This window comes from Flaviaestuariibacter flavus (genome assembly GCF_004337505.1).
GTDB classification, from domain to species: domain Bacteria; phylum Bacteroidota; class Bacteroidia; order Chitinophagales; family Chitinophagaceae; genus Flavisolibacter; species Flavisolibacter flavus.
Genome location: NZ_SJZI01000050.1, coordinates 77,534 through 102,421, shown reverse-complemented (window position 1 = coordinate 102,421; position 24,888 = coordinate 77,534). Strand labels below are relative to the sequence as shown.

General features: G+C 57.2%; 25 protein-coding genes. 7 read left to right on the top strand and 18 right to left on the bottom strand.

The genetic code is table 11. From position 1 onward, the window contains the following. Positions 1-35 precede the first annotated feature (35 nt). The 12 genes from EPD60_RS14535 to EPD60_RS14480 form a co-directional block, all read right to left on the bottom strand. Positions 36-2,477: a beta strand repeat-containing protein gene (locus EPD60_RS14535; RefSeq protein WP_131450245.1), complete on the bottom strand. Its 2,442-nt coding sequence runs from the start codon at positions 2,475-2,477 to the stop codon at positions 36-38. Positions 2,478-2,981: 504 nt separating this feature from the next. After that, positions 2,982-3,410, bottom strand: coding sequence for a type II 3-dehydroquinate dehydratase (gene aroQ, locus EPD60_RS14530; RefSeq protein WP_131450244.1), 429 nt, complete (start codon positions 3,408-3,410; stop codon positions 2,982-2,984). After that, positions 3,407-3,970: a GNAT family N-acetyltransferase gene (locus tag EPD60_RS14525; RefSeq protein WP_131450243.1), complete on the bottom strand. Its 564-nt coding sequence runs from the start codon at positions 3,968-3,970 to the stop codon at positions 3,407-3,409. Before EPD60_RS14525 ends, aroQ begins: the two co-directional genes overlap by 4 nt. 90 nt (positions 3,971-4,060) lie before the next feature. Beyond that, on the bottom strand, positions 4,061-5,170 hold the full coding sequence (carA, locus tag EPD60_RS14520) for a glutamine-hydrolyzing carbamoyl-phosphate synthase small subunit (RefSeq protein ID WP_131450242.1): 1,110 nt from the start codon (positions 5,168-5,170) through the stop codon (positions 4,061-4,063). A 142-nt stretch (positions 5,171-5,312) separates the two neighbouring features. Further along, positions 5,313-5,840 (bottom strand): 50S ribosomal protein L17, encoded by a 528-nt coding sequence (gene rplQ, locus EPD60_RS14515; protein WP_131450241.1) that lies wholly within the window; start codon positions 5,838-5,840, stop codon positions 5,313-5,315. Positions 5,841-5,996: 156 nt separating this feature from the next. Further along, complete coding sequence (locus EPD60_RS14510) at positions 5,997-6,998, bottom strand: DNA-directed RNA polymerase subunit alpha (protein WP_131450240.1); 1,002 nt, start codon at positions 6,996-6,998, stop codon at positions 5,997-5,999. Between the two features lie 170 nt (positions 6,999-7,168). Further along, the gene (rpsD, locus tag EPD60_RS14505) at positions 7,169-7,774 is read right to left on the bottom strand and encodes a 30S ribosomal protein S4 (RefSeq protein WP_131450239.1); all 606 of its coding nucleotides are present in this window, start codon (positions 7,772-7,774) and stop codon (positions 7,169-7,171) included. Between the two features lie 193 nt (positions 7,775-7,967). Continuing rightward, a complete protein-coding gene (gene rpsK, locus EPD60_RS14500; RefSeq protein ID WP_131450238.1) occupies positions 7,968-8,378 on the bottom strand; it encodes a 30S ribosomal protein S11 in 411 nt (136 codons plus the stop codon). A gap of 213 nt (positions 8,379-8,591) precedes the next feature. Then, the gene (gene rpsM / locus EPD60_RS14495; protein WP_131450237.1) at positions 8,592-8,972 is read right to left on the bottom strand and encodes a 30S ribosomal protein S13; all 381 of its coding nucleotides are present in this window, start codon (positions 8,970-8,972) and stop codon (positions 8,592-8,594) included. A 47-nt stretch (positions 8,973-9,019) separates the two neighbouring features. Then, positions 9,020-9,136, bottom strand: a complete 117-nt coding sequence (ykgO, locus tag EPD60_RS14490) for a type B 50S ribosomal protein L36 (RefSeq protein ID WP_014220631.1) — start codon at positions 9,134-9,136, stop codon at positions 9,020-9,022. Positions 9,137-9,179: 43 nt separating this feature from the next. Continuing rightward, positions 9,180-9,398 (bottom strand): translation initiation factor IF-1, encoded by a 219-nt coding sequence (infA, locus tag EPD60_RS14485; protein WP_026752042.1) that lies wholly within the window; start codon positions 9,396-9,398, stop codon positions 9,180-9,182. Between the two features lie 105 nt (positions 9,399-9,503). Next, positions 9,504-9,914: a hypothetical protein gene (locus EPD60_RS14480; protein ID WP_243647842.1), complete on the bottom strand. Its 411-nt coding sequence runs from the start codon at positions 9,912-9,914 to the stop codon at positions 9,504-9,506. A gap of 160 nt (positions 9,915-10,074) precedes the next feature. On the opposite strand from EPD60_RS14480, the gene EPD60_RS14475 reads away from it, so the two are divergent. Next, on the top strand, positions 10,075-10,719 hold the full coding sequence (locus EPD60_RS14475) for a hypothetical protein (protein WP_131450236.1): 645 nt from the start codon (positions 10,075-10,077) through the stop codon (positions 10,717-10,719). A gap of 66 nt (positions 10,720-10,785) precedes the next feature. On the opposite strand, the gene EPD60_RS14470 is transcribed toward EPD60_RS14475, so the two are convergent. Continuing rightward, the gene (locus EPD60_RS14470) at positions 10,786-11,556 is read right to left on the bottom strand and encodes a hypothetical protein (protein WP_131450235.1); all 771 of its coding nucleotides are present in this window, start codon (positions 11,554-11,556) and stop codon (positions 10,786-10,788) included. A gap of 116 nt (positions 11,557-11,672) precedes the next feature. Continuing rightward, positions 11,673-12,830 (bottom strand): homogentisate 1,2-dioxygenase, encoded by a 1,158-nt coding sequence (locus EPD60_RS14465; RefSeq protein ID WP_131450234.1) that lies wholly within the window; start codon positions 12,828-12,830, stop codon positions 11,673-11,675. A 187-nt stretch (positions 12,831-13,017) separates the two neighbouring features. On the opposite strand from EPD60_RS14465, the gene EPD60_RS14460 reads away from it, so the two are divergent. After that, positions 13,018-13,512 carry a metallophosphoesterase family protein gene (locus EPD60_RS14460; protein WP_131450233.1) on the top strand — a complete coding sequence of 165 codons (495 nt, stop codon included), beginning with the start codon at positions 13,018-13,020 and terminating at the stop codon, positions 13,510-13,512. Between the two features lie 174 nt (positions 13,513-13,686). On the opposite strand, the gene EPD60_RS14455 is transcribed toward EPD60_RS14460, so the two are convergent. From EPD60_RS14455 to EPD60_RS14445, 3 genes are all read right to left on the bottom strand, one after another. Next, on the bottom strand, positions 13,687-14,136 hold the full coding sequence (locus tag EPD60_RS14455) for a hypothetical protein (protein ID WP_131450232.1): 450 nt from the start codon (positions 14,134-14,136) through the stop codon (positions 13,687-13,689). Positions 14,137-14,227: 91 nt separating this feature from the next. Next, positions 14,228-14,965: a M12 family metallo-peptidase gene (locus EPD60_RS14450; protein ID WP_131450231.1), complete on the bottom strand. Its 738-nt coding sequence runs from the start codon at positions 14,963-14,965 to the stop codon at positions 14,228-14,230. A gap of 57 nt (positions 14,966-15,022) precedes the next feature. Further along, positions 15,023-16,099 carry a TolB family protein gene (locus tag EPD60_RS14445; protein WP_131450230.1) on the bottom strand — a complete coding sequence of 359 codons (1,077 nt, stop codon included), beginning with the start codon at positions 16,097-16,099 and terminating at the stop codon, positions 15,023-15,025. A gap of 73 nt (positions 16,100-16,172) precedes the next feature. On the opposite strand from EPD60_RS14445, the gene EPD60_RS14440 reads away from it, so the two are divergent. The 4 genes from EPD60_RS14440 (at position 16,173) to EPD60_RS14425 (ending at position 21,311) form a co-directional block, all read left to right on the top strand. After that, on the top strand, positions 16,173-17,150 hold the full coding sequence (locus tag EPD60_RS14440; protein WP_131450229.1) for a tetratricopeptide repeat protein: 978 nt from the start codon (positions 16,173-16,175) through the stop codon (positions 17,148-17,150). A gap of 143 nt (positions 17,151-17,293) precedes the next feature. Next, positions 17,294-17,944, top strand: coding sequence for a ribulose-phosphate 3-epimerase (gene rpe / locus EPD60_RS14435; RefSeq protein WP_131450228.1), 651 nt, complete (start codon positions 17,294-17,296; stop codon positions 17,942-17,944). A gap of 97 nt (positions 17,945-18,041) precedes the next feature. Continuing rightward, entirely contained in the window at positions 18,042-18,785 is a 744-nt protein-coding gene (locus EPD60_RS14430) for a class I SAM-dependent methyltransferase (RefSeq protein WP_131450227.1), read from the top strand. A gap of 42 nt (positions 18,786-18,827) precedes the next feature. Continuing rightward, positions 18,828-21,311, top strand: a complete 2,484-nt coding sequence (locus EPD60_RS14425; protein WP_243647841.1) for a TonB-dependent receptor — start codon at positions 18,828-18,830, stop codon at positions 21,309-21,311. A gap of 24 nt (positions 21,312-21,335) precedes the next feature. Here the strand turns inward: EPD60_RS14425 and EPD60_RS14420 are convergent, their stop codons facing one another. Continuing rightward, positions 21,336-21,809 (bottom strand): hemerythrin domain-containing protein, encoded by a 474-nt coding sequence (locus EPD60_RS14420; protein WP_131450225.1) that lies wholly within the window; start codon positions 21,807-21,809, stop codon positions 21,336-21,338. A gap of 177 nt (positions 21,810-21,986) precedes the next feature. Here EPD60_RS14420 and gcvP point away from each other — a divergent pair, with 177 nt between their 5' ends. Beyond that, positions 21,987-24,875 carry an aminomethyl-transferring glycine dehydrogenase gene (gene gcvP, locus EPD60_RS14415; RefSeq protein WP_131450224.1) on the top strand — a complete coding sequence of 963 codons (2,889 nt, stop codon included), beginning with the start codon at positions 21,987-21,989 and terminating at the stop codon, positions 24,873-24,875. Positions 24,876-24,888 lie beyond the last annotated feature (13 nt).

Genomic DNA, 24,888 nt, shown 5'->3' with positions numbered 1-24,888 from the left:
GCGAGCGGAGGCCACATTCTCACTTAAAGCAGCGGTCATTGTTTGATGAAGGAGGTGGTGCTGCGCGTTTGGTCGGGGTACAAAACCTGCAGCAGGTAGCGTCCGCGGGTGAGGTTGCCGATGCCCAGGTTAATTGAATTGGTACCGTTGACAACCGTTGCGGTCCGGCGAAGCACCGGGCGGCCGAGTGCGTCAACAACAGTCATCAGGATGGAGCCCCTGTCTGTGGCTTCCACCAGCGCCGTGATCTGCGCTGCTGCGGGGTTGGGATACAGGCCGCTCACTGCGTTCTCCTTACCCGACTGAGCCGAAAGCTTCACGACCTTACTGTAGGTGAACTTATTGTCGATGTCCACCTGGCGCAGGCGGTAATAGAACCGACCGCCGGAGATGACGTCCTCAAAGCGGTAGGCGAGCTCCGAGGTACTCTCACCACCGGTGGCAAGGCTCTTCACAAAGCCGATTGACGTGTAGGTGAGGCCGTCGGTGGAGCGCTCGATATCAAAGCCCCGGTTGTTCTGCTCGGTTACCGTACTCCAATTGAGGATATTGCGGCTGCCCTGGCGCTTGCCGTTGAAAGAAAGTAAGGTGACCGGCAGCACGTTAGAAGTGCTGGTAATGGCGAAGGGCGAGAAGGACGAGGCAGTAATGTTGTATACCGTGGTGGTGCTGCTGTTTTGCGATACGTTGCCGTTGCCTACAAACTGCCAGCCGTAACTCCAACCTGTTCCATTTCCATCCCAATGGTACACCTTGGCCGAGCCTCCGTTGGTAAGGTTCATTTTGGTGCCGGAAGTGTCGGATGTAGGAAATTGGAAGCTGAGTGTAGTGCCGTTGGTAGTTGTCTGGGCCACCCCGCTGGTGAAAGGAGTGATCTTCCAGATGCGCTGCAGGGACCTGGCGCTGCCCGTGGCACCGAGGCTCCCGGAAAATCCGGTGGTCATGTTCACACCCCAGGTATAGGAAGTGCCGTTGGTAATGGTTACGGGTGAATAGCCTGCAGTGGTGCCCACCGGGAAGGTGGCGTTACCGGAGTGCTTCATCAGGCCGGCCCCCTCAGCGATAACATAGGCCGAATTCGTTACATTGGAAACGCTGTTAAAAGTGAGATTATTATCGGCCAGGTTCAGCTTGGCCTTACTTGAAAGGTTCAGCGTGGTCGCGTCGATGTTGCCTCCCGTTGAATAAGTGCCCAGGCCACTCAGGATCAAAGTCTGGACAATAAGAGTGGGAAGCGGGCCAGGTGTCGGGAAGGTGATGCTTGCATTGGGAGCGTTGATTACCGCACCGTTGCCGCAGGTGAGCACGCCGTTATTGGTATAGGATCCGCCGATGTTCATCGTTCCGTTAACCGTCAGATTAACGCCGCTGTTTAGCGTCAGGTTTTTGACTGAGCCGGACGTAGTGCTGAGCACGGTGGGCGCAAACGGGGTACCGGAGGTAATTACGACATTGTCTGCGGAAGTCGGAATGCCGCATGACCAGTTGGGAGATGTATTCCAGTCGGAACTGGAGACACCCGTCCATGCTTTTGGATTGACCGTGATAGTAAAGGACCCTGCCGTGCCCGAACAGGTAACGCTGTTGTTCGTGTACTTTGGCGTAACGTTGATCGTACCGGTAGCGACAACGCCTGATGTATTGGTTCCTGTGAAGGAACCGATGTTCCCCGAACCGCTGGATGAAAGACCAATTGAAGTGTTGTTGTTGGTCCAGGAAAAGGTAGTTCCGGAAATAGAACCGCTAAAAGAAACAGCGCTCGTAGAAGTGCCCATGCATAGGGTCTGATCAGAAACCGGGTTTACATTCGGCTTTGGATTGATCACAATCGAGAAGCCTTGTGAAGTGCCGGAGCAACCAGTACCGTTTACATCGGACCAGGGAGTAACCGTAACGGTTGAACTGATGGGGGCTCCCGAGCTGTTCGTAGCCGTGAAGGACAGGTTTCCTGTGCCACTTGCGGCAAGGCCAATGCCCGTATTGGAATTGGTCCACGTAAGCGATCCTTCGTTGTCGCCGTTTAGATTCACCGAAGCGCTTCCCGGGCAAAACGTTTTCGTACCTGGATTGTCCACTGACGGATACCCGATGGTAATGTCGGAGCCGTTTTCGGACCCCGAGCGCGCTACGGTTAGATTGCTCGTGTTCAAGGCTACCGGCCGCACACGGTATTGTGTTCCCGTCGTCGACGGAAAAGTAGCGGTAAACGTCTTGCCGCTGCCGGCATTATTTGCGGCCACATTGTTATAACCGAGGATCATGGTGCCGCTGGAGAAAGAACCCGACGTGTTGCTCAATTGGACCCCATAATAATAGGAACTGCCATAATTACCGCCCGTGGTCTTCACTGTCATGCTCAACGTCGATCCCGGGCAATAAATATCTTTGAGGGGCGATGGCGCAGTGATAAGGAGCGTCTGTGCAAAAGCGGATGCAATGGATAACAAAAATCCAAGGGTAAAAATTACTTTTCGCATACTGGTGTTTTTTTGGGTTTTAGGTTAGGGTTGATATCAACGAGTTGGAAGAATAAGATGTCTGCACATCCGTGCGAATCGGATGTGGGTGATTGCCATCAAAACCTTATTGTCCCGTCATCGGCAGAAAGAGCCGGGGGGCAATGGCTTGTCAGGCCACTTTTGCAATAGCGATGAGGGGTTTCATTAAGCGCGATAGATCCGAAGCTTCCTAACGAGAGTAGTTAGGTCCAGAAGGCTGGATTGATGTTGGGTAGATGCGCGATTGGTTTAAAAAAACGCCTAAGCGTTTCCGTGTCCTAAACTACAGCAATAAAATCGAAAGTCGAACAAATATTTAAAAAATATTTTATGGCAGAGCTCGCCACAGCCATCTGAGGGTGCCGGGCCAAATCCTTTATGGGCGCGCGTTTCAGCGGCAGGGCTTCTTGAGGCTCAAGATACTAACGTATTGTATAACTACAAGTTGGGCCAAATTAAGAGCATGGGAGATAAGGAAAAATTTCAACGCGCAATGGTGCTCGAAAGCCAGTTGAGTGCAAGTTCATAACCGGGCAGTCCGAGGCCGCAGATCGTACCGGCCGCCTTCGCCGAAACATGCGATATGCGCCGGAATTCTTCACGTGCATGCACATTTGAAATGTGCACTTCCACAACAGGTGACTTAATAGCGGCAATTGCATCACCAATAGCTACTGACGTATGCGTATAACCGCCGGGATTTAGAATGATGCCGTCATAATCGAAGCCCACCCGTTGCAGCTCGTTGATCAGCTCGCCTTCTACGTTGCTCTGGAAATAAGTGAGCGTCACCTCCGGGTTGCGCTGCTGCAAACCCTGGAAAAAGGTTTCAAACGACTCATGGCCGTATATACCGGTTTCGCGCTTTCCGAGCAGGTTCAGGTTGGGACCGTTGATGATGGCGACCTTCATGCTTCGAAGGTAGCAAATTCATGGGCCAGCAGGCTCCAGTACTCCAGCGATATCCAGCGTCCGTCTTTGCGCTCGCACTCCCGTAGTGTTCCTTCGTAGGTAAACCCGAGCGCCTTTGCCGTAGCACTGCTGGCGGTGTTTTCAGTTTCCACTACAGCTTCCAGCCGGTGCAGCCCTCGTTCGGCGAACAGGTAACGAAAGACCTGCGGCCCCACCTCGCGTACAACGCCATGGTGCCACCACTCCGGCAACAGCCAATAGCCGATCTCGGCACTCCGTTGCGTCGGCTTGAGCGCGTTGAAGCCGATGGCACCCGCGAACCGGCCTGTTTCCCGGTCGGTGATCTTCCACCAGCCGCCCGTGCTTTCGCGCCAGAGCTGTGCGTACCATTCCATCTGGGTAGCCGTGTCTTCCAGTGTGTCGTAGCGCACACCATAGTAGGGAATGACCTGGGGATGCGAGAGCCCACGGAAAATGTTAGCCTGGTCCGCAGGCTCCATGCCCCGGAGCCGGAAGCGTTCCGTTTCAAATACCGGCTGCACCGTATTATAGAAGGTCATACAGCAAAGAAAGCAAGCTTTATCAATACGGGGGCCGGCCAAAGATCACCAAAACAAAAAGCCCCGGCTTTGCTGCCAGGGCTCTTCAATTTATTGCTGTCCCGTATAACTACGGACCATCTCCACGAAATCGTCGAAGAGGTAGCGGCTGTCGTGCGGGCCGGGCGTGCTTTCCGGGTGATATTGCACCGAGAAGGCCGGCTTGCCTTTGACACGGATGCCTTCAATGGAGCCGTCGTTGAGGTTTACATGCGTGATCTCTATGTGCTCTGCCTTGCGCACTGCTTCGGGGTCGACGCCGAAGCCGTGGTTTTGCGTGGTGATCTCGCAGCGGCCGGTCAGCAGGTTCTTTACCGGGTGGTTGAGCCCGCGGTGGCCGTGGTGCATTTTAAACGTAGGAATGTCGTTGGCGAGCGCCAGCAGCTGGTGCCCCATGCAGATGCCGAAGGTGGGCTTATCGTCGTTGAGCAATTCGCGCACCGTGCCGATGGCGTAATCCATCGCGGCCGGGTCACCGGGACCGTTGGAGATAAAGTAACCGTTGGCTCCGAAGGCGCGGATCTCGTCGGGCGAAGCCTTGGCCGGGAACACCTTCACGAAGGCGCCGCGCTCGGTCATGCAGTTGAGGATATTACGCTTCACGCCAAAGTCAAGTACGGCAATGCGTACCGGCGAAGCGGGATCGCCCAGTTCATAAGCCACGCGCGTGCTTACGATCGAGGCAAGCTCGAGGCCGTCCATATTGGGAATCTCCGCCAGCTTTTGCTTCAGCACCTCGGGGTCGAGGATTTCGGAGGATATGATGCAGTTCTGGGCGCCCTTGTTGCGGATGCCGCCCACGAGGGCACGCGTGTCCACGCCCTCGATCGCCACGATGCCCTGATCTTTCAGGTACTGGTCGAGCGAGCCCTGGGCCTGGCGGCGCGAAAAGAGCTCCTCGAGGTTGCGGCCGATCAGGCCTTTGATTTTGATGGAGTCACTCTCCACGTCGGCTTCCTTAACGCCGTAGTTGCCGATGTGCGCATTGTTCATGATGAGCACCTGGCCATAATAGCTTGGGTCGGTAAATACTTCCTGGTAGCCGGTCATGCCGGTGTTGAAGCAGATTTCGCCGCCGGTGGTTCCGATGGCGCCAAAGGCTTTTCCGCGGCAAACAGTACCGTCTTCCAGAACAAGGAGGGCTTCACGTTGAGGGGTCATGGGCTAAACAAATTGCGCAAAAATAACCCGCTGCACGTTAGCGGGCGTCCTTGTGTAAAAAGTTTATGCAAATGGATCGTTAACGCAAAAAAAGAGGCAGCGCCGGATGGCACTGCCTCTATTCGTTTGGGCGAAGCTTCGCTTAGGAAGGCTGCTGCTCCGTGGCTTCCGTAGCATCGGCTGCGGGTGCTTCAGGGGCTTCAGTCTGGGCTTCAGCTGCGGTAGCGGCTTCAGCTTTCTTCTTGGCACCACCGGCGCGGCGGGTGCGCTTGGCGGGCTCTTCCTTCTTGGCGCTTTGCTTGCCGTAGATCTCGTTGAAGTCTACGAGCTCGATGAGGGCGGTCTCCGCGGCATCGCCGGGGCGGATGCCCAGCTTGATGATGCGGGTGTAGCCACCGGGGCGGCCGGCCACCTTCTCGGCGATCGTTCCGAACAGTTCCTTGATGGCCTCTTTGTTCTGCAGGTAAGAGAAGACAACGCGACGCTGGTGCGTGGTGTTTTCTTTTGCCTTGGTGATCAGCGGCTCGGCGTAAACGCGCAGGGCCTTGGCCTTAGCCAGGGTGGTAACGATACGCTTGTGCTCGATGAGCTGGCAGGTGAGGTTCATCAGAAGGGCATCGCGATGCGATTTGGTTCTGCCCAGGTTTTTGATCTTGTCTCCGTGACGCATGACTGTTTGTTTTATTCAGCTGCACCGTGTCAGGAATTGCAGCCTACATGATAAAAAATGTGGTAATGCGGTAATTCGGTACTGTGGTAAAAAGGAAAAACATTTCTGCGTTTCTGTATTACCGCATTATCACATTACCGCATTAACTAATAGTTTTTAGTATTCTTCGCGGTCGAGACCGAGCTTGCTAAGGTCCATACCGAAGTGGAGGCCGCGCTCGTTGAGCACCTGCTCGATTTCGGAGAGGGACTTCTGGCCGAAGTTGCGGAACTTCATCAGGTCTTCCTGCTCGTACTGTACCAGCTCGCTGAGCGAGTTGATCTTGGCTGCCTTGAGGCAGTTGAACGCACGAACGGAGAGATCCAGGTCTTCCAGCGGGGTCTTCAGCACCTTGCGGAGCTGGAGTGTCTGCTCATCCACGATGTCTTCCTTCTTCTCTTCTTTCGAATCGAAGGTGATGTTCTCATCGGTGATGATCATGAGGTGCTGGATGAGGATGCGGGAAGCCTGCTTCACCGCTTCTTCGGGGTGAATGGTGCCGTCGGTGATCACTTCCATGACGAGCTTCTCGTAGTCGGTACGCTGCTCCACACGGGTGTTCTCGATGGCGTATTTCACGTTCTTGATGGGCGTATAGATCGCGTCCACCGGGATGTAGCCGAGGGCGGCATCCTTGGGGCGGTTTTCTTCGGCGGGAACATAGCCGCGGCCGCGGCCGATGGTCAGCTCGATGTCGAGCTTAGCCGAAGAATCGAGGGTGCAGATGAGCAGCTCGGGGTTCATGATCTGGAAGGACTGTGTGCCCTCGCCCAGCATACCGGCGGTCAGCTCGGTGCGGTTCTTCACCGACAGGGAAACCTTCTCCGTCTGCACGTCGTGGTCAACCACCTTCTTGAAGCGGACCTGCTTCAGGTTGAGGATGATTTCCACCACGTCTTCAGAAACACCTTTGATGGTAGCGAACTCGTGGTCGACGCCTTCAATGCGCACGCCGGTGATGGCGTAGCCTTCGAGGGAGTTCAGGAGCACGCGGCGCAGAGCGTTACCGATGGTAACACCGTAGCCGGGCTCGAGCGGACGGAACTCGAATTGCGCTTCGAAATCCGTAACCTTCTGCAGAACGATCTTGTCGGGCTTCTGAAAATTTAAAATGGCCATGTATTACGGTTTAATTGTTTGATCAAATTGGTCTGTCGTGTCACCCTTCGGCAGCGCTACGCGCAGCTCAGGATGACAGTGTTGTCAGGCTGAGCTTGTCGAAGCCTGACCCGGACTGCGTCGAATGTAAAAAAACCGAAGACGATGCAAGCATCGTCCCCGGCGGTATCTTACTTCGAGTACAGTTCTACGATCAGTTGCTCCTTAATGTTCTCCGGAACGGAGTCACGCTCGGGGTAGGTGATGAAGGTACCTGTGAAGGTGCCGGCGTTGAAATCGAGCCAGCCGAACTTCGGGTTCTTCTCACGTACGAACGAGGTAACGGTCGGGTTGTCCTTCGACTTCTCTTTCAGCGAGACAACGTCGCCGGCTTTGAGCTGGAAAGAAGGAACGTTTACCACTTCACCGTTCACGGTTACGTGCTTGTGCGACACCAGCTGGCGGGCAGCGGGGCGCGAGGGAGCGATACCCATGCGGAAAACGGTGTTGTCCAGACGGGCTTCCAATAACTTGATCAGGTTTTCACCTGTAACACCCTTACGGCGGGCAGCTTCGTCAAAAGTGCGGCGGAACTGCTTTTCGAGAAGACCGTAAGTGTACTTGGCCTTTTGCTTTTCGCGGAGCTGGAGTGCATACTCACCCATCTGCTTGCGCTTGCGCAGTGCGCCGTGCTGGCCGGGAGGGTTGGAGTTTTTGCTGAGCCACTTGCCATTACCGAGAATGGGCTCGCCGAAAATGCGGGAGATTTTGGTCTTAGGACCTGTGTAACGTGCCATGATTATTTCATTTCCGCTTTTTAGAAACCGGCGCATGCATCGTTGAAAGCGGTAAAAATTAATGCAGCGCCCTTTAGTTAAATGAAAGCCCTTGGCGGGAGAGATATTTGAAAATCTGGAATCTTATAATCTCCAATCTGTGGGCACTTGGCCAAAAGATTCCAGATTACCAGATTCCAGATTTTAAGATCTATTATACGCGGCGCTTCTTGGGAGGACGGCAGCCGTTGTGCGGCAGCGGGGTTACGTCCTTGATCATCGCTACTTCGATACCCGACTGGGCGAGGGCGCGGATAGCGCTTTCGCGGCCGGCACCGGGGCCTTTTACGTAAACGTCAACGCGCTTTACGCCGGCGTCGATCGCTACCTTGGCGGCATCGCTGGAAGCCATCTGGGCGGCATAGGGCGTGTTCTTCTTGGAACCACGGAAGCCCATCTTACCGGCCGAAGACCAGGAGATCACCTGACCGGTCTTGTTGGTCAGGGCGATGATGATGTTGTTGAACGTTGCGTTGATGTGCGCGTCGCCGTAGGAGTCAACCTTTACGATACGCTTCTTGGCGGCGGCCTTAGCGGACTGCTGGGCCTTTTGTGCTTTTGCCATGTTTGAAACAGGTAATCTATGTGTTTAAAAATCCTTCGGAAACCAGCCTTGTCAGACGGAGCTTGCCGAAGTCCTCTTCTCCCTCCCCCGGCGTCGTCGGGATCCAGCGAAAAAGAGGTGGTTGATGACGCTATAAAGGGCCCCGGGCATCAAGCAGCAAACTGCAAGCGGGTTACGCTTGCAGTTTGTGACAAGAGCACAAGGCTCATTATCTTATTTCTTCGGAGCCTTCTTCTTACCGGCAACCGTCTTACGCTTGCCCTTACGGGTGCGGGAGTTGGTCTTGGTACGCTGACCGCGAACGGGCAGGCCCTTACGGTGACGGAGACCACGGTAGCAGGCGATATCCAGGAGGCGCTTGATAGCCATCTGGGTTTCGGAGCGCAGCTGACCTTCCACCTTGAACTCCTCGGTGATCGCTGTACGGATGTGGTTCAGCTCATCGTCGTTCCATTCGTTCACACGCTTGGAGCGGTCGATGTTCCCCTTGTCGAGGATGTAGCGGGCAGTGGCGGGACCGATTCCGTAGATATAGGTCAGGCCGATTTCGCCTCTTTTGTTTTTGGGTAAGTCAACACCGGCAATACGAGCCATAATGTATGTTCAGTTTTTACTTTTACGAATTAGTGGGACAAGCCGGATTAACCCTGGCGCTGCTTATAGCGGGGGTTCTTCTTGTTAATCACGTACAGTCTGCCCTTGCGGCGCACGATCTTGCAGTCGGCGCTACGTTTTTTGATAGATGCTCTTACTTTCATGGTTTTTAAGTTTGCGCGTGGGCTCATCGCCGCCGCTATCGTTTTATTTATAGCGGAAGATGATCCGTCCTCTCGAAAGATCGTAAGGACTCATCTCCACGCCCACTTTATCCCCAGGAAGGATCCGTATGTAGTGCATCCGCATCTTGCCCGAGATCGTGGCCAGGATTTCGTGTCCGTTTTCCAGCTTTACCCGGAACATTGCGTTCGAGAGAGCTTCCAGAATTACTCCGTCCTGTTTGATTAATGGCTGCTTCGACATACTGATTTTGGGAGCGCAAAGATAAGGAACTTTCCCCGGAAAAAAAGAAAAAGAGCCGCTTTTTGCGGCTCAAAGGTGCAACTTTTTCACAAAAAACGGGGAAAATTACTGTGCCACCCCCCGTTCCAAGGTCATTTTGGTCATCTGGAGGTGGTGATTCTGCAGTTCATGGAGGTAAAGCGGGTGATGAAAATGACGCCGGTCCTCGCGGTACCAAACTTCCATATTGGTGTAATTGCCCGGCTCGCGGAGCAGCACCCGGAAGGGTCCTTTTTTGTACTTGACGGAACCGTCTTCCAGCATTTCCTTTTCAAAGCCCAGGATGCCGGTCATCGCCTGATCGGACATCGGGATGGGCACGATCTCCTCGGGCGGGTACCAGAACTCCTGCACCCCGTTGTTGATGCAGGCCATGTTCTCGTCTCGGCTTGTATCGGTCACCACGCCTTCTCTTTCTCCGCCGTCGTGGAGTACGCGGACGACATCGCCCGGCTTCAGGTCTGAGATTTTGATCATATAGCCATTGTTTTTCCGAATATATGAAAAATCGAGCCAGTCCGTGCCTCCCCGCCCCCCCCTGCCGGCCGGCAACCGCGCGCCCTCCGTGCGTCTGCCCCGGTTATTGAGCCCCGTTTGGGCCAGAATGCCTAATTTGCATCTTCAAACCAAAATTGCAATGAGAAAGTCACTTTTTACCCTGGCGCTCGTCCTGACCGCCGTCATGGGTTTCGCCCAGTTTGGCGAAGCAGCCAAGCAGATCTACAAGTCGCCCTCCTTTAAGGAAACGATCGCAGCGCACAAGAGCATCGCGATTCTTCCCTACAAAGCAACCATCTCCTACAAGCGGATGCCGAAGAACTTCGATGCCGCGGTGAACGAGGCGGAAGAAAAGAAACTCGCCGGCAACATGCAGGCCGGCATGTACACTTACCTGCTCCGCAAGGCGAAAGATTTCTCCGTAACCTTCCAGGACGTTGACCGCACCAACGCACTGCTGAAGCAGGCCGGCGTTTTCGACAACCTGGATGGCCTTACCATGGACTCCGTAGCGAAAATCCTCGGCGTTGATGCCGTGATCAAATGCGCTTACGCCTACGAAAAAACAAACGACCAGGGTGCGGCAATCGTTACCTCGATCGCTTTCGGCGTTGGCGGTAACGTAGCCAGCGGCGAGCTGGTGATGCAGGTATATGACGGCCGGAAGGGCGAACTCGTTTGGCGCTTTTACAAGCAGATGAACGAAAACTGGACCTCTTCCGCCAACCAGGTGATGGAGCGGATGATGCGCAAGGTGGGTCGTAACTTCCCTTACGAAAAGTAATAACCCGGTCCACGTACCGATAAAAAGAAAGGCTTCCCCCGCGGAAGCCTTTCTTTTTGCCCGGGATCAGGGGCGCGCCGGCTTTATGAGTTTGTCAAGATTGAAGGAGAGCCCGACGGCCAGGTGCGGCAGGCCGTTTTCAGGAGCATCGCCGTAAATGCTTTCGTAGCGGTTGCTCAGGGGCTTGGAGTACCAGCCGTCCAACTGGCCACGCACCACCTCGCCACCCACGCGGATGGTGAATCCGGGCTGCAGGAAGCTGTAGTTGTTGTCGTTCAGAAAGGCGTGCTTGAAGTTGTAATCGTACTCGGGCGACACTTCGGGCGTAACGGAATGGCGCCGCAGGTGATCGTAGCGCAGCGACAACCCCGCCTGGAAGGCGCCCTTGGTGTATACAAGCGCCGGTTGTATGTAAAAATCGGCGAAGCGCAGCTGCTTCACCGCTTCGGGGCCCGTGTAGTTATAGGCAACGATGCCGCCGCCCCCATAGGTTTCAAACGAAAAGCCGTTGCGCAGAAGGGTGTAATAGCCCACCCCGAAACACAACTGGCTGCGCCGCTCGGTGGCGCGAAGCGTGGTAGTACCATTGTCCGACATGGTCCTGGTGTTGCCGTGCACCGTATAGCCGCCCTGCAGACCGAAGCGCTGCGCCGGCGACCAGGCCGCGCTGACCGTAGTGCCGGTGGCCGCCAGCAGGCCGTTGACATGCAGCTGGCCCTTTCCTGTGAGCATCGGGGCATCGTTGGGGCGCGGGCGGTAGTATTGCTGCCCGCAGGAGGCAAAAAACAAAACGCCGGGCAGGAGCAGGCAGGGCAGCAGACGGTGTGAAGTGAACATAGCAGGCAGATAGTTTCTTCTTCAGACAACCCGGCAGCGCACAATGTTGCATGCGCCCCGGTAAATTGCATCCCGCAGCGCGTGTGCCGCCTTCACTTTTTTCGATCCGGTTGACCTTATTCCGCCCAGCTCATGATGTAGCCTTCGTTCTCGATCTGGAGCGCCTGCTTCGTGAGCATTAGGGGGTGGAAGGTATCGACCATCACGGCCAGCTCCTTCGTTTCCGTCTTACCGATGCTTTTTTCTACGGCACCCGGGTGCGGCCCGTGCGGGATACCCGCCGGGTGCAGCGTGATCATGCCGCGGGTTACGTTCTTGCGGCTCATGAAATCGCCGTCGACGTAATAGAGCACCTCGTCGGAATCGATGTTGCTGTGGTTATAAGGGGCAGGGATCGACTGCGGGTGGTAGTCGTACATGCGCGGCACAAAGGAGCACACCACGAAGTTGTGCGCTTCGAAGGTCTGGTGCACCGGAGGCGGCTGGTGCACGCGCCCGGTGATGGGCTCGAAGTCGTGGATCGAAAACGCGAAGGGATAGCAGCAGCCGTCCCAGCCCACCACGTCGAAAGGATGGGTGCCGTAGTGGAGGTTGTACAGCACGCCGCGCTTCTTGGCGCGGATGATGAAATCGCCGGTCTCGTCATGCGTCTCCAGCCCGTAGGGTGTGCGGATATCGCGCTCGCAATACGGCGAATGCTCCAGCAGCTGCCCGTTCTTGCTCATGTAGCGCTTCGGGTAGCGGATGGGGCTGAACGACTCGACGATAAAGAGCCGGTTGTCTTCGGTCTTGAACTCGATCTGGTAGATGGTGCCGCGCGGGATCACGAGGTAGTCGCCGTAGGCAAAATCAAGCTTGCCGTACATGGTGTGCAGCACACCGGATCCTTCGTGTACGAAGATCATTTCATCGGCGTCCGTATTCTTATAGAAATAGGTTTTGTTGCCCTGCTTCGGCGCGGCCAGCACAATGTGCAGGTCGCTGTTCACCAGCACCGGCACGCGGCTTTCCAGGTAGTCGCTGGCCGGCTTGATGTGAAAGCCTTCAAACGAGCGGTGCTGCAGCATCTTTTCCTCCGCGATCTGTGGCGACACGTCCACCGGCTTCTCGGTCTTGATGATCCGGGTGGGCGGGTGCACATGGTAGAGCAGCGAATAGTCGTTGGAAAAGCCTTCGGTGGAAAAGAGCTGTTCCGAGTACAGGCCGCCGTCGGACTTGCGGAACTGCGTGTGGCGCTTGTGCGGTATCTCTCCCAGTTTATGGTAATGCGGCATACAATCGTGCGGCTTTAGGGCCGATCAACAAAGTTAATGCTGGAGAGAGAAAGAACGCTGATCCCGCAGGCGGGATACGCAGATTGGTTATGATTCACGCGGTTGTTGGTACCAATATCTGCGCTCATCATAAAAGATCATAAAAAATCAGCGTTCTTTCTCTCCCGGCGCCTGTTAGCTTTGCCCCATGACCCGCATCGGCCTTATTTCCGACACCCATGGCTGGCTCGACGAAGCCGTGCTGCAGCATTTCCAAAACTGCGATGAGATCTGGCATGGCGGCGACTTCGGCCCGGGTGTGGCGGAACAGCTGGCTGCAAGCGGGAAGCCGCTGCGCGGCGTTTACGGCAATATCGATGATGCAGCGGTCCGGCATCGCTTTCCCGAGGTGCTCAGCTGGAAATGCGAAGGCGTGAAGGTTTACATGAAACATATCGGCGGCTATCCCGACCGCTACGCACCCGGGGTAAAAGCGACCCTGCAGCAGGAAGGCGCGCACCTTTTCATCAGCGGGCATTCGCACATCCTGAAGGTTATTTACGACCCGAAGATCAACTGCCTGCACATGAACCCCGGAGCCGCGGGAAAGCAGGGCTGGCATAAGGTGCGGACGATTATCCGCTTCGAGATCGAAGGCAACGACATCCGGAATTGCGAGGTGATCGAACTCGGGTTAAAGTAGGCCAAGGAAAATAAGGTTCGGAACCGCGAAGAGAATAAGAAAAGAAGTTGTTACGCTAAGGTGTTATGTAAAAGGTCCCGCCTGCGGCGGGACCTTTTCAATTGCATTCCTTGGCGAAACGCTTATTCAACTTCTTTTCTTCGCGGTTAAAAACCTTCTTTTCCCTGCTCCGCCTTAGAACCAGCCGCGGCCGGCGCCTGCAGCGCGGAAGGGCCAGGGAATGGAAATGAGGATGACGATCAGCGCCAGCAGGTAGAAGATAAATGCCTTCCGGTGCTTGGTGGCATCGGGAATATTCTTTTTGCCCTGGGCCTTGCCGATATGGATCAGCGCGATGGCAATGATCATGCCCAGCAGGTGCTCTACGGCGAAGAAGCGCGCTACGGGGTCTTTCATCACCTCGCCGAAGCCACGGTTCCGGATCTGCTGAAGACCCCAGTTGCCGGCCGCCCAGAGATAAATGCCGATCAGCAGCTGGATATCGGAAACGATCATCAGCAGCAGGCCGTTCTTGCGATGGTACACCTTGCCGCCGGCCGTCGCATGACGCACAATCGCGATCAGTAAAAAGATGAGGAGGATCCAGCGAAGGCCGCTGTGCGCTTTTACCATGAAATCATACATAAGGAGCCTGTTTTCGGTTCGGGGCCAAAGCTAGCGCAAAAGACGTTAGCGCGCAGACCTGCGATCGGGATCTTCGATCTGGTTTCATGCATCAGCGCCCGCCGTTGCCCTGCAGGTCCTGCAGGCAGGCGGCGTCGAGGGGCGGCACCGGCCCGGAGATCAGGAAGCCGAGCACGTCGGTGGTTTCGGCAGCATAATACATCAGGCAGTTGCTGTTGTTGCAATGCGCGGTGCCATTGGGGTCTTTGTGTGCCGTGCGCATCGGGGTGCCGATATCCACGAGGCCAAGCAGGTGGCCGATCTCGTGCTCCAGCACGGTAGCCTCCAGCTTGGTGCGGCTCGCCTGCCCGATGCCACCGGAGTTGTCGTGGATCTTTTTTCCGAACAGGGCCACCGAGGTACCGCCATAGGCTACGCCCAGCACATTGTTGTCGGTATAGTTGCCATCGGTATACAGGATGTGGATCGTAGCCGTGTTGCCGTCGGAATGCAAGGTGCGGGCGCCGCGCTCGATGGCGGCCAGGTCGGCGGCCGCGAGGCTGGTGCGGCCCGAGGCACCGATGGCCTGGTTTTGCGCGCTGATGCCAAGGGGCTTGTTCAGCCGGTCGCCAAGAAAGTTAATCAGCTGGGCCACGGCCGCATTGTCGGGCGCATAGCCGGGCATGTAGGAGATTTCGACACGCAGCGCGGAGTAGGGATCGGCGGCCAGCAGCTCGCCGGCGGCCTGCCCGGTACTACGCTCATCGATATTGGTACGCGACTGCTTGCTGTCCTTCTTACAGGCGCCCAGCAGCAACACCAGGAGCAACAGGGGAAACGAATATTTCATATACGGTAAGGGTTCTTGGTCATCAGACGGAAAACGGTTGCTTTTGGTTGGCAGCCATCAGTCCACCCAGTCGGCGATAAAGATATTGGTGTCGTGCGTTCCGCCGTTGTTGCGGTTGCTGCAGAACAGGATCTTTTTTCCATCGGGGCTGAACATCGGGAAGGCGTCGAAGCCCTTGTCGCGCGAGATCTTTTCGCGGCGGCCGCTTACCGGGTCGAGCAGGTACATGTTGAACGGGAAGCCGCGCGGGTATTCCGCATTGCTGCAGAAAATAATGCGGCCGTCGGGTGTGAAGTTGGGTGCCCAGTTGGCCTGCCCGAGGCTGGTTACCTGTCGGGCGCCGGTACCGTCGGCATTGGCTACGAACACCTCCATACGGGTGGGTGCCACGAGGCCCTCCGCCAGCAGGCTCTTGTACTCGCTGATCTCCGCCCCGGTTTTGGGCCGGCTGGCCCGCCACACAATCTGCTTCCCGTTGCGGCTGAACCAGGCGCCGCCGTCGTAGCCCAGCTCGCGGGTAATGCGGGTGGTCTTGCCTGTTTTCAGGTCCATTACATAGAGGTCCAGGTCGCCGTCGCGCATCGAGGTAAAGATCATCCGCCGGCCGTCGGGCGAAAGCGTGGCTTCGGCATCGTAGCCGGGAGTGTTGGTAAGCTGCTTCACGATCCTGCCGTTGCGGTCGGCCATAAAAATGTCGTACGACTTATATACAGGCCAGATGTAGCGGTTGCCGTACTTGCTTCGGTCGGGTACCGGCGGGCAGCTGTCGGCGGCGAGGTGGGTGCTCGCGTAAACGATGTGCCGTTTGTCGTTCATGAAAAAAGCGCAGGTACTGCGGCCCTTCCCGGTGCTCACCCGCTTGTACGTAAACGGCTTTCCGGGGGCGGGCACAGCGCCGAGGTAGATCTGGTCGCAGGGAACGCCGTCCTTAGGTGCAGTGCGCTGGAACACGATCCACTTGCCGTCGGGGCTCCAGTAAGCTTCCGCATTGTCGGCACCGAACGTAAGCTGCCGCACATTGCGAAAATGGCTTTCCGCTGCATAGTGCAGCGAGTCGGAGGCCGGCGGCTGGGCAGCGGCGGCGGCGGAAAAAAGAAGGCCGGCGAGCACCGGCAGCAGTTGTCTGTTCTTCATGGAAGTGGCGCTAATTATTCATTAAAGAAGCAAAGCTTGGAAGGGGAAGGTACACTCTTCTTTAGCTTTGGACATGTTTCGCCGTCTCCTCTCCTTCTTTGTGCTGGCCCTCTTCGTAGCCTGCAACAACACCGAAAGTGACCCCATGCTCAGCAAGCCACCCTATTCAGCGCTCACCGACAGCATCGGGCAGGCGCCGCGCAACGCCGATCTCTGGTACCGCCGCGGCCAGCTGCTTTTTCAGAATGACGAGTTCGACCGCGCGCGTGCCGACCTGCGACAGGCCTGGCGCCTCGCACCCCGCGAAGACATCGGCCTGAGTCTTGCCACAGCCCTGCGCCGGATTTCCGACGATTCGGCATTTGTATTCCTGCAGGGCGCACGCAAGCAGCTCCCGCAAAGCCTCCCGTTGGCCATCGGGCTCGCACGTGCCTACCAGAAAAAAGGGCAGGCCGCCGCCGCCCTCGAGTTGTGCGACAATATCCTGAAGGTTTTTCCCAACCAGCTCGACGCCCGCTCGCTGAAAGCGGAACTGCAACAGGAGGCCGGCGACGAAGCCGGTGCACTGCATACCCTGGAAACGGCGCATGCCTTTGCTCCTTCCGATGGCGAGCTGGCGCACCGCCTGGCCTTTGCCTACGCGCAGAGCGGCAACAACAAAACCCTTGCGCTCGCCGACTCACTCATCGCCGCCGACAAGGAAGCCATTCATGCGGAGCCCTATTATTTCAAAGGCATTTATTTCTCCCAGAAAGGCAATAACAAGGAAGCCCTGCGCCAGCTCAACGAGGCCATCGAGCACGACTACACCTTCATTGATGCCTATATGGAAAAAGGGCAGCTCCAGTATAACGCAAAACAATACGCTGCCGCCGAGCAAACCTATACCCTCGCCCTCCGCATCACGCCCACCTTCGCCGATGCCTGGCACTGGCTCGCGAAAGCGCAGGAAGCACAGGGAAAAAAGGCCGAAGCAAAAGCCAATTACCAGAAAGCCTTCGGGCTCGATAAGAGCAATACCGAAGCGAAGGCCGCGGCAGACAAGCTTTGAGGAACAATTGAGGAACAGGGAAAGAAGAAGAGGTTCTGGGGTTCTGTGGTTTTAAGGTTGGCTTTCTTCGGTTCCCTGTTCCTTGTACCGTATTCTCGTTCTCTTGTTCTCCCGTTCTTCCATCAGCACATTAACTTTGCGCCATGCCACTCATAGCCCCTTCCTTCCTTTCCGCCAACTTCCTCAACCTTGAAGCCGACTGCCGCATGCTCAATGAAAGCGCGGCCGACTGGTTTCACCTCGATGTGATGGACGGCCGGTTTGTGCCGAATATCTCCTTTGGCATCCCAGTGATCGAGCATATCCGCAAAGCCACCACCAAGGTGTGCGATGTTCACCTGATGATCCTCGAGCCCGAGCGCTATGCTGAAGCATTCGCCAAGGCGGGTGCCGACATCCTGAGCGTACACATCGAAGCCTGCACACACCTGCACCGCAACATCCAGCAGATCAAAAGCCTGGGTATGAAAGCCGGCGTGGCCGTAAACCCGCACACTCCCGTGGCGGCCCTCTACGACATCCTCGGCGATATCGATCTCGTGTGCCTCATGAGCGTCAACCCCGGCTTCGGCGGGCAGACTTTTATCCCGCGGACCCTCGACAAAATCCGCGAGCTGCGCCGCATGATCGACGACAATAAGCTGAACGTGCAGATCGAGATCGACGGCGGCGTGACCCTCCAAAACGCAAAGAGCATCATAGATGCCGGCGCGGATGTACTGGTGGCGGGCAACACGGTGTTCCGTTCGGCCGATCCGGTGGCAACAATCGCCGCGCTTAAAAATATCGCATAACGAATATTGAATATCGAATACCGACAGATGCGTCGGGCAGTGCGTTAACTAACTTTACGTCGACATTCGATATTCATTAATTGATATTCGTTATTCAATGAAAGACCTCTTCTCCAACCAGGCCGCGACCTACGCCCGCTATCGCCCTACCTACCCCCAAGAGCTGTATGAATGGCTGCTGGAGCGCGTTCCGGGGCGGGAGCGGGCGCTCGACAGCGCCACGGGCAACGGGCAGGCGGCCGCCGCGCTGGCTGATTATTTCACCGAAGTGGAAGCAACCGATCTCAGCGAAGGGCAACTGGCCCAGGCGGTGCAGCGTGATAATATTCACTACCGCGTTTCCCGCTCCGAGGAAACACCGTTTCCCGACAATCATTTCGACCTGATGACGATGGCACAGGCCTTTCACTGGATGGATGCGCCGCGCTACTGTGCCGAGATGAACCGCGTCGGTCGCCCCGGCGCCATCGTGGCCTGCTGGTCGTACAAATTCCCGCTTGCCGCTGATTCCGTGGTGAACAAAGTGATCCGCGATTTTTACGACGGCGTCACCGGCCCGTATTGGGAACCCGAGCGACGCCATGTAGACAACGACTACGCGGAGCTCGCATTTGACTTCGATGACATTGAAACGGCACGCTTTGAATCGGTGCTGCACTGGAAAAGGGAGGAGCTGCTTGGCTATTTCGCTTCCTGGTCGGCCACCCAGAAATACATCCGCCTCAACGGCCATTCGCCGCTGGTGCATGTGGAAGGTCCGCTGTCGGAAGTGCTGCCCGCCGACGTACCGGTAGAGGTGCGCTTCCCGCTCTTCCTGAAGGCCGGGCGCGTGCGGAAATGAGCCATTGGCGGTCATTCGCTATTTTAGCCCAAATTGACCTACGTGAATTTCCGTGCGGCCGCGCTCTTCCTGCTCTTCTGTCTGTTCACACTCACCGGCCTTGCCCAACGCAAGTGGGCCACCGTCGACGGCACCGTGCTCGATGAGCAGGAGCGGCGCCTCCCGCAGGTCTCCGTGGTGATCCTGGGCCAGCAAAAGGGCATCGTCACCAACGACTCCGGCAGCTTTCGCCTGCGCGTTCCGGCCGGAAGGGCCTTCGCTATCGTATTCAGCTATGCCGGCTATAAATCCTACCAGCAAAACTTCCTGCTCAATGAAGGCGAATCGGAGAACGTGACGGTGCGCCTCGAGCCGGGCAACACCACGCTGACCGAAGTGGTGGTGCAGGATGCACGCGACCGTAACGAGGCCGGGCTCATCCGGCCCAACCCGAAGAATGTCATCAACCTGCCGGCGCCGGTAACCGGCGTGGAAAGCCTCATCAAAGTGATCGTCGGCTCCAACAACGAGCTCACCTCGCAATACAATGTGCGCGGCGGCTCCTATGATGAGAACCTCATTTATGTCAACGACTTCGAGATCTTCCGCCCCTACCTCGTACGGAGCGGGCAGCAGGAAGGTCTCTCGTTTATCAACCCGGCGCTGGTGCGCAATATCAACTTTTACAACGGCGGCTTCCAGGCACGCTACGGCGACAAAATGAGCTCCGTGCTCGATATCCAGTATACGAAGCCGAAGGCTTTCGGCGGATCGGCTTACTTGGGCCTGCTGGAACAGGGCGTGCATGTGGAAGGCAGCGGCGCCAGGGGAAAGCTTACTTACCTGCTGGGACTGCGCAACCGTAGCAACCGCAACCTGCTGTCCAAGCAGGAGACGCAAGGCTCCTATACACCATCAAGTTCAGACCTGCAGGGACTAATCACCTGGCAACTCAATGCTAAATGGAGCGCAGAGTTGCTCGCTAATTATTCGCAGACCAGGTTCACGCTCATACCTGAATTCAGCCAGCTGACTTCGTCGGTGTTTTCACCGCTCTTTACGCAAAACCTGGGTGTCGACATTTTCTTCGAAGGCCGCGAGCGCGACCAGTATTTTACGCGGATGGCGGGTCTTTCTACAACATTTCAGCCGCGAAAAAACCTGCGCCTTAAATTTCTTGCATCGCGCTTCCAGAACGAAGAATGGGAAGAGCGCGACATTACCGGCGCCTACCTTTTCGGCGACCGCGACTTCGATCCCAACAGCGCTTCTTATGGCCTCATCGTGAACCCGCTCGGTGCCGGCATCAGCCAGGACTTCGCGCGCAACCGCCTCACGATTACCAACCACAATTTTTCGCACAAGGGCTGGCTCGACCGCGGCCGGCATGGCTTTCAATGGGGAATCGGCTATGAACGCACCCGCATCGACGACCGGCTCCGCGAGTGGCAATACCAGGATTCGGCGGGCTACTCGCTGCCCTATGTGCCCGGCGCGCTCAGCCTGAGCAGCTCGGTTCGCAATGCCGCACAACTGGATGTGAACCGGGTGAATGGCTACGTGCAGGACAATATCCTGCTGCGCAGCGGCAGCACTACCTACACACTGCAGGCCGGCGTACGCGCCAACTACAACGACCTGAACGGCGAGCTCCTCATCAGCCCGCGGGTCGGCGCTTCGTGGAAGCCGGCCTGGAAAAAAGACATCGTCTTCCGCCTCGCCGCCGGCGCCTACCACCAGCCGCCCTTCTTCCGCGAGCTGCGCCGCTTCGACGGAACGCTCAACACCGCACTCAAAGCACAGCGCAGCTGGCAGGGTGTTGCCGGCCTCGACTACAACTTCGTCGGTCTTAACCGTCCGTTGCGCCTTACGGTGGAAGGCTATTACAAGTACATGACCAACGTAGTGCCCTACGACATCGACAACGTGCGCGTGCGCTACTTCGGAGAAAACCAGGCGAAAGCCTACGCGATGGGACTTGAGGCGCGCCTCTTCGGCGAGCTGGTGAAAGACGCCGAGAGCTGGCTCAGCGTAGGCCTGCTGCGCACGCGCGAAAACATCGAGGGTGACTTTTTCAAGAACTACACGCTCGACGAGCAGAAGCGGCCCATCGACAGCGTTACGGTGGAAGGCGGCTGGCTGCGCCGTCCCACCGACCGGCTGCTGACCGTGGGGCTGTTCTTCCAGGATTACCTGGCAACAAACAAGAATTTCCGGGTTTACCTGAATACGATCTACGGCACCAATCTCCCCTACAATATCCCGGGCTCGGTGAAATACCGCAATGCCCTGCGCATCCCGCCCTATATCCGCGTCGATATCGGCTTCAGCGCCCGCCTGCTGGACGGCGACAAGGCAAAACGCGGCAGCCGCAGCCCCTTCCGCAACTTCGACAATATCTGGGCAACGCTTGAAGTGTTCAACCTCATCGACCGGCCGAACACGATCTCGTATTTACTGGTAAAAGACTTTGCCGACAACACCTACACGATGCCCAACCGGCTGACGCCGCGGCTGCTGAATTTCAAGATCGTGGCCAGGTGGTAAACGCTTTCCTCGAAGCAGGGACGGCTACCGGGAATTCGTCCAAAAATCGTCCGTCCACGCAGGGCAGTCCGCGCCTTTTGCCCGGTCGACGATCGCCTGCAGCGCCGTCAGCTTTTCATCGCCCAGCTGCGCCTCGATCCACGGAAACAGCTCCCGCTCCTCGAAGCGGATATGATCAGTGACCTTTTGCGCAATCTCCCCGAGCAGGTCAGCGTCGGGAATCTGCGCGTCCACGTGGATCAGTCCCTCGATCTCTTCGTGCTCTTCCTGCATGCGGGCCAGCAGCGGCGCGCCGGGGAGAACGGGATGAAAAGCGGCTTCCTCGCGGCGAAAATGGTCGGCGAGCTCTGTCTCCCAGAACCATTGCAAATAGGCGGAAATGCGCTTCGCATCGATCGCCCGGGCGAGTCCCTGCCGGATCTTCCAGGACAGCAGTAATCCTTCGTGGTGTTCGCGGGAAAGAGGTGCCAGCTGTGCGGAGCGCTTGATCGGAGCCATAGGGAATTTTAGTAGTGACGTATGCCTTGTTTAAAGGTTTGCCGGCGCAATCAAAACAAGGATCAACTACCGCAAAATTAGGAGCTTCGGCCCCGCAACGCACAAAGTGCTAAAACGGGTAGGGCCGGGCTAATTGCTCCCAATTCCCTGTACCTTTGCGACTTCTAAATCTATTCCATGAGCCTTTTTGAAGCACAAGCAAATGAATTTCATCAACGGCATATGGGTCCCGACGCCCGCGAAACCGCCGAGATGCTGAAAGTCATTGGCGCCACCAGCATCGAGGAACTGGTTGACCGGACCGTGCCCGCCAACATCCGCATGAAGGAGGAGCTGAACCTGCCGGCCGCCCTGAGCGAGCACGAATACCTCCAGCACCTCAAAGAAGTGTCGCTGAAGAACAAGGTTTTCAAAAGCTATATCGGCCAGGGTTATTACGACACCATCACGCCCTCGGTTGTCGGCCGCAACCTTTTTGAAAATCCTGCCTGGTATACGCAGTACACACCCTACCAGGCCGAGATCGCCCAGGGCCGCCTCGAGAGCCTGCTCAACTTCCAGACGATGGTGAGCGACCTCACCGCGCTGCCCCTTGCCAACGCTTCGCTGCTCGACGAAGGCACCGCCGCCGCCGAGGCCATGAGCATGTTCTTCAGCATGCTGAACAAAGACATCCACACCGTGGCGCGCCCGCGTTTTTTTGTCGATAACGAAATCTTCCCGCAAACAAAAGACGTGGTACTCACCCGCGCCATCCCCTTTGGTGTGGAAGTGGTGTTCGGCGACTATAAGTCGGCCCGGATCGACAATACGTACTTCGGCGCGCTGGTACAATACCCCAACGACAAAGGCTCGGTGGAAGACTACCGCGGCTTTATCGAAAACGTGCACACGGCCGGCGGCTACGTAGCCATGGCCACCGACCTGCTGGCCCTCACCCTGCTGACGCCTCCCGGCGAGCTGGGTGCTGATGTGGCCCTGGGCTCGGCGCAACGCTTCGGCGTTCCCCTCGGCTTCGGCGGCCCGCACGCGGCCTTCTTTGCCACGAAAGACGAATTCAAGCGCAATATCCCCGGCCGCATCATCGGCGTGAGCGTGGACGCCCAGGGCAACCGCGCCCTGCGCATGGCCCTGCAAACCCGCGAGCAGCACATCAAGCGCGAAAAAGCAACCTCCAACATCTGCACCGCACAGGCACTGCTGGCCAATATGGCGGCGATGTACGCGGTATACCACGGCCCCGACGGCCTGCAGGCCATCGCCAAGCGCGTGGCGGTGCTCACGCAGACGCTGGCCAACGCCCTCGAAGAGCGCGGCTTTGAGTTGCTGCACGAATACTTCTTCGATACCATCGTGGTGAAGACGGACAATGTAGCCGCCATCCGCGAAAAGGCCGAGCGCCAGCAGATCAACTTCCGCTATTTCGAAGGACAAAACCTCATCGGCATCTCGCTCGACGAAGCCACCTCTCCTTCCGACCTCCTCGACCTGATCAACTCGTTTGAAAATGATGTTGACCCCGTGTCGTTCGAGGTGGAACATGAGGGCCAGCTCGATATAATCCCGACGGCGCTGACGCGTACCTCGGAATTCCTGACGCACCCCGTCTTCAACACGCATCACAGCGAAACGAAGATGATGCGCTACATGCGCCAGCTGGAAGCGAAAGACTACTCGCTGGTGCATGGTATGATCCCGCTGGGCTCCTGCACCATGAAGCTCAACGCCGCTTCGGAAATGATGCCCCTCAGCTGGGCGCACTGGAGCAAGATCCATCCCTTTGTGCCGGAAACCCAGGCCGAAGGCTACCACCAGATCGTGCGTGAGCTCAGCGAGTACCTCTGCGAGATCACCAGGTTCGATGCCTGCAGCCTGCAGCCCAACTCGGGGGCCCAGGGCGAATACGCCGGCCTGCTGGCCATCAAGGGCTACCATGAGAGCCGCGGCGACCATCACCGCAACGTGATGCTGATCCCGATCTCCGCACACGGCACCAACCCCGCTTCCGCAGTTATGTGCGGCATGCAGGTGGTGGTGGTGAAAGCCCTCGAGAACGGCTATATCGATGTAGAAGACCTCAAGGCGAAAGCCACTCAGTATGCCGACAAGCTGGCCGGCATCATGATCACCTACCCGTCGACCTACGGCGTATACGAGGAGACCGTGATGGAGATCAACGAGATCGTACACAGCCACGGCGGCCAGGTGTATATGGATGGCGCCAATATGAACGCCCAGGTTGGCCTCACCGCACCGGGTCTCATTGGCGCAGACGTCTGCCACCTCAACCTGCACAAGACCTTCGCCATTCCGCACGGCGGCGGCGGTCCTGGCATGGGCCCCATCTGCGTAAAGGCGCACCTCGCGCCCTTCCTGCCGGGCCACGTTTCGGGTATCGGTCACCGGCAACAAAACCATAACGGCCAGAACGCGGTTTCGGCGGCACCCTTCGGCTCCGCTTCCATCCTGCTCATCTCCTACGGTTATATCCGGATGCTGGGCCGCGATGGCGTGCGCAAGGCAACGGAGTACGCGATCCTCAACGCCAACTATATGCTGGCGCGTCTCAAAGGCCAGTACGATATTCTTTATACCAACCACAACGGCCAGTGCGCGCACGAGTTCATCGTGGACCTGCGCCCTTTCAAGAAGAGCGCCGAGGTGGAGGCTGAGGACATCGCCAAGCGCCTGATGGACTATGGCTTCCATGCGCCGACCCTTTCGTTCCCGGTTGCCGGCACCATCATGGTGGAGCCCACGGAAAGCGAGGACAAGGCCGAGCTCGATCGCTTCTGCGACGCGATGCTGCAGATCCGCAAGGAAATCGCGGCAATCGAGGCTGGTGCCGTCGACAAGAAGGACAACCTGCTGAAGGCCGCCCCGCATACACAGGCGGTGATCTGCGCCAACGAGTGGGACCGTCCGTACAGCCGTGAAGCTGCTGCCTTCCCGCTGCCGGCAGTGCGCGCCAATAAGTTCTGGCCCTCTGTAGCCCGCGTCAACAACACCTACGGCGACCGCAACCTCATTTGCGTATGCCTGCCCACGGAGATGTACGCGGAATAGAAAGCTCCTCCAA

Excerpts from the sequence above, each read along its gene's own strand:
- EPD60_RS14535 (WP_131450245.1), bottom strand. The coding sequence starts at position 2,477 with ATGCGAAAAGTAATTTTTACCCTTGGATTTTTGTTATCCATTGCATCC.
- aroQ (WP_131450244.1), bottom strand. The coding sequence starts at position 3,410 with ATGAAGGTCGCCATCATCAACGGTCCCAACCTGAACCTGCTCGGAAAG.
- EPD60_RS14525 (WP_131450243.1), bottom strand. The coding sequence starts at position 3,970 with ATGACCTTCTATAATACGGTGCAGCCGGTATTTGAAACGGAACGCTTC.
- carA (WP_131450242.1), bottom strand. The coding sequence starts at position 5,170 with ATGACCCCTCAACGTGAAGCCCTCCTTGTTCTGGAAGACGGTACTGTT.
- rplQ (WP_131450241.1), bottom strand. The coding sequence starts at position 5,840 with ATGCGTCACGGAGACAAGATCAAAAACCTGGGCAGAACCAAATCGCAT.
- EPD60_RS14510 (WP_131450240.1), bottom strand. The coding sequence starts at position 6,998 with ATGGCCATTTTAAATTTTCAGAAGCCCGACAAGATCGTTCTGCAGAAG.
- rpsD (WP_131450239.1), bottom strand. The coding sequence starts at position 7,774 with ATGGCACGTTACACAGGTCCTAAGACCAAAATCTCCCGCATTTTCGGC.
- rpsK (WP_131450238.1), bottom strand. The coding sequence starts at position 8,378 with ATGGCAAAAGCACAAAAGGCCCAGCAGTCCGCTAAGGCCGCCGCCAAG.
- rpsM (WP_131450237.1), bottom strand. The coding sequence starts at position 8,972 with ATGGCTCGTATTGCCGGTGTTGACTTACCCAAAAACAAAAGAGGCGAA.
- ykgO (WP_014220631.1), bottom strand. The coding sequence starts at position 9,136 with ATGAAAGTAAGAGCATCTATCAAAAAACGTAGCGCCGACTGCAAGATC.
- infA (WP_026752042.1), bottom strand. The coding sequence starts at position 9,398 with ATGTCGAAGCAGCCATTAATCAAACAGGACGGAGTAATTCTGGAAGCT.
- EPD60_RS14480 (WP_243647842.1), bottom strand. The coding sequence starts at position 9,914 with ATGATCAAAATCTCAGACCTGAAGCCGGGCGATGTCGTCCGCGTACTC.
- EPD60_RS14475 (WP_131450236.1), top strand. The coding sequence starts at position 10,075 with ATGAGAAAGTCACTTTTTACCCTGGCGCTCGTCCTGACCGCCGTCATG.
- EPD60_RS14470 (WP_131450235.1), bottom strand. The coding sequence starts at position 11,556 with ATGTTCACTTCACACCGTCTGCTGCCCTGCCTGCTCCTGCCCGGCGTT.
- EPD60_RS14465 (WP_131450234.1), bottom strand. The coding sequence starts at position 12,830 with ATGCCGCATTACCATAAACTGGGAGAGATACCGCACAAGCGCCACACG.
- EPD60_RS14460 (WP_131450233.1), top strand. The coding sequence starts at position 13,018 with ATGACCCGCATCGGCCTTATTTCCGACACCCATGGCTGGCTCGACGAA.
- EPD60_RS14455 (WP_131450232.1), bottom strand. The coding sequence starts at position 14,136 with ATGTATGATTTCATGGTAAAAGCGCACAGCGGCCTTCGCTGGATCCTC.
- EPD60_RS14450 (WP_131450231.1), bottom strand. The coding sequence starts at position 14,965 with ATGAAATATTCGTTTCCCCTGTTGCTCCTGGTGTTGCTGCTGGGCGCC.
- EPD60_RS14445 (WP_131450230.1), bottom strand. The coding sequence starts at position 16,099 with ATGAAGAACAGACAACTGCTGCCGGTGCTCGCCGGCCTTCTTTTTTCC.
- EPD60_RS14440 (WP_131450229.1), top strand. The coding sequence starts at position 16,173 with ATGTTTCGCCGTCTCCTCTCCTTCTTTGTGCTGGCCCTCTTCGTAGCC.
- rpe (WP_131450228.1), top strand. The coding sequence starts at position 17,294 with ATGCCACTCATAGCCCCTTCCTTCCTTTCCGCCAACTTCCTCAACCTT.
- EPD60_RS14430 (WP_131450227.1), top strand. The coding sequence starts at position 18,042 with ATGAAAGACCTCTTCTCCAACCAGGCCGCGACCTACGCCCGCTATCGC.
- EPD60_RS14420 (WP_131450225.1), bottom strand. The coding sequence starts at position 21,809 with ATGGCTCCGATCAAGCGCTCCGCACAGCTGGCACCTCTTTCCCGCGAA.
- gcvP (WP_131450224.1), top strand. The coding sequence starts at position 21,987 with ATGAGCCTTTTTGAAGCACAAGCAAATGAATTTCATCAACGGCATATG.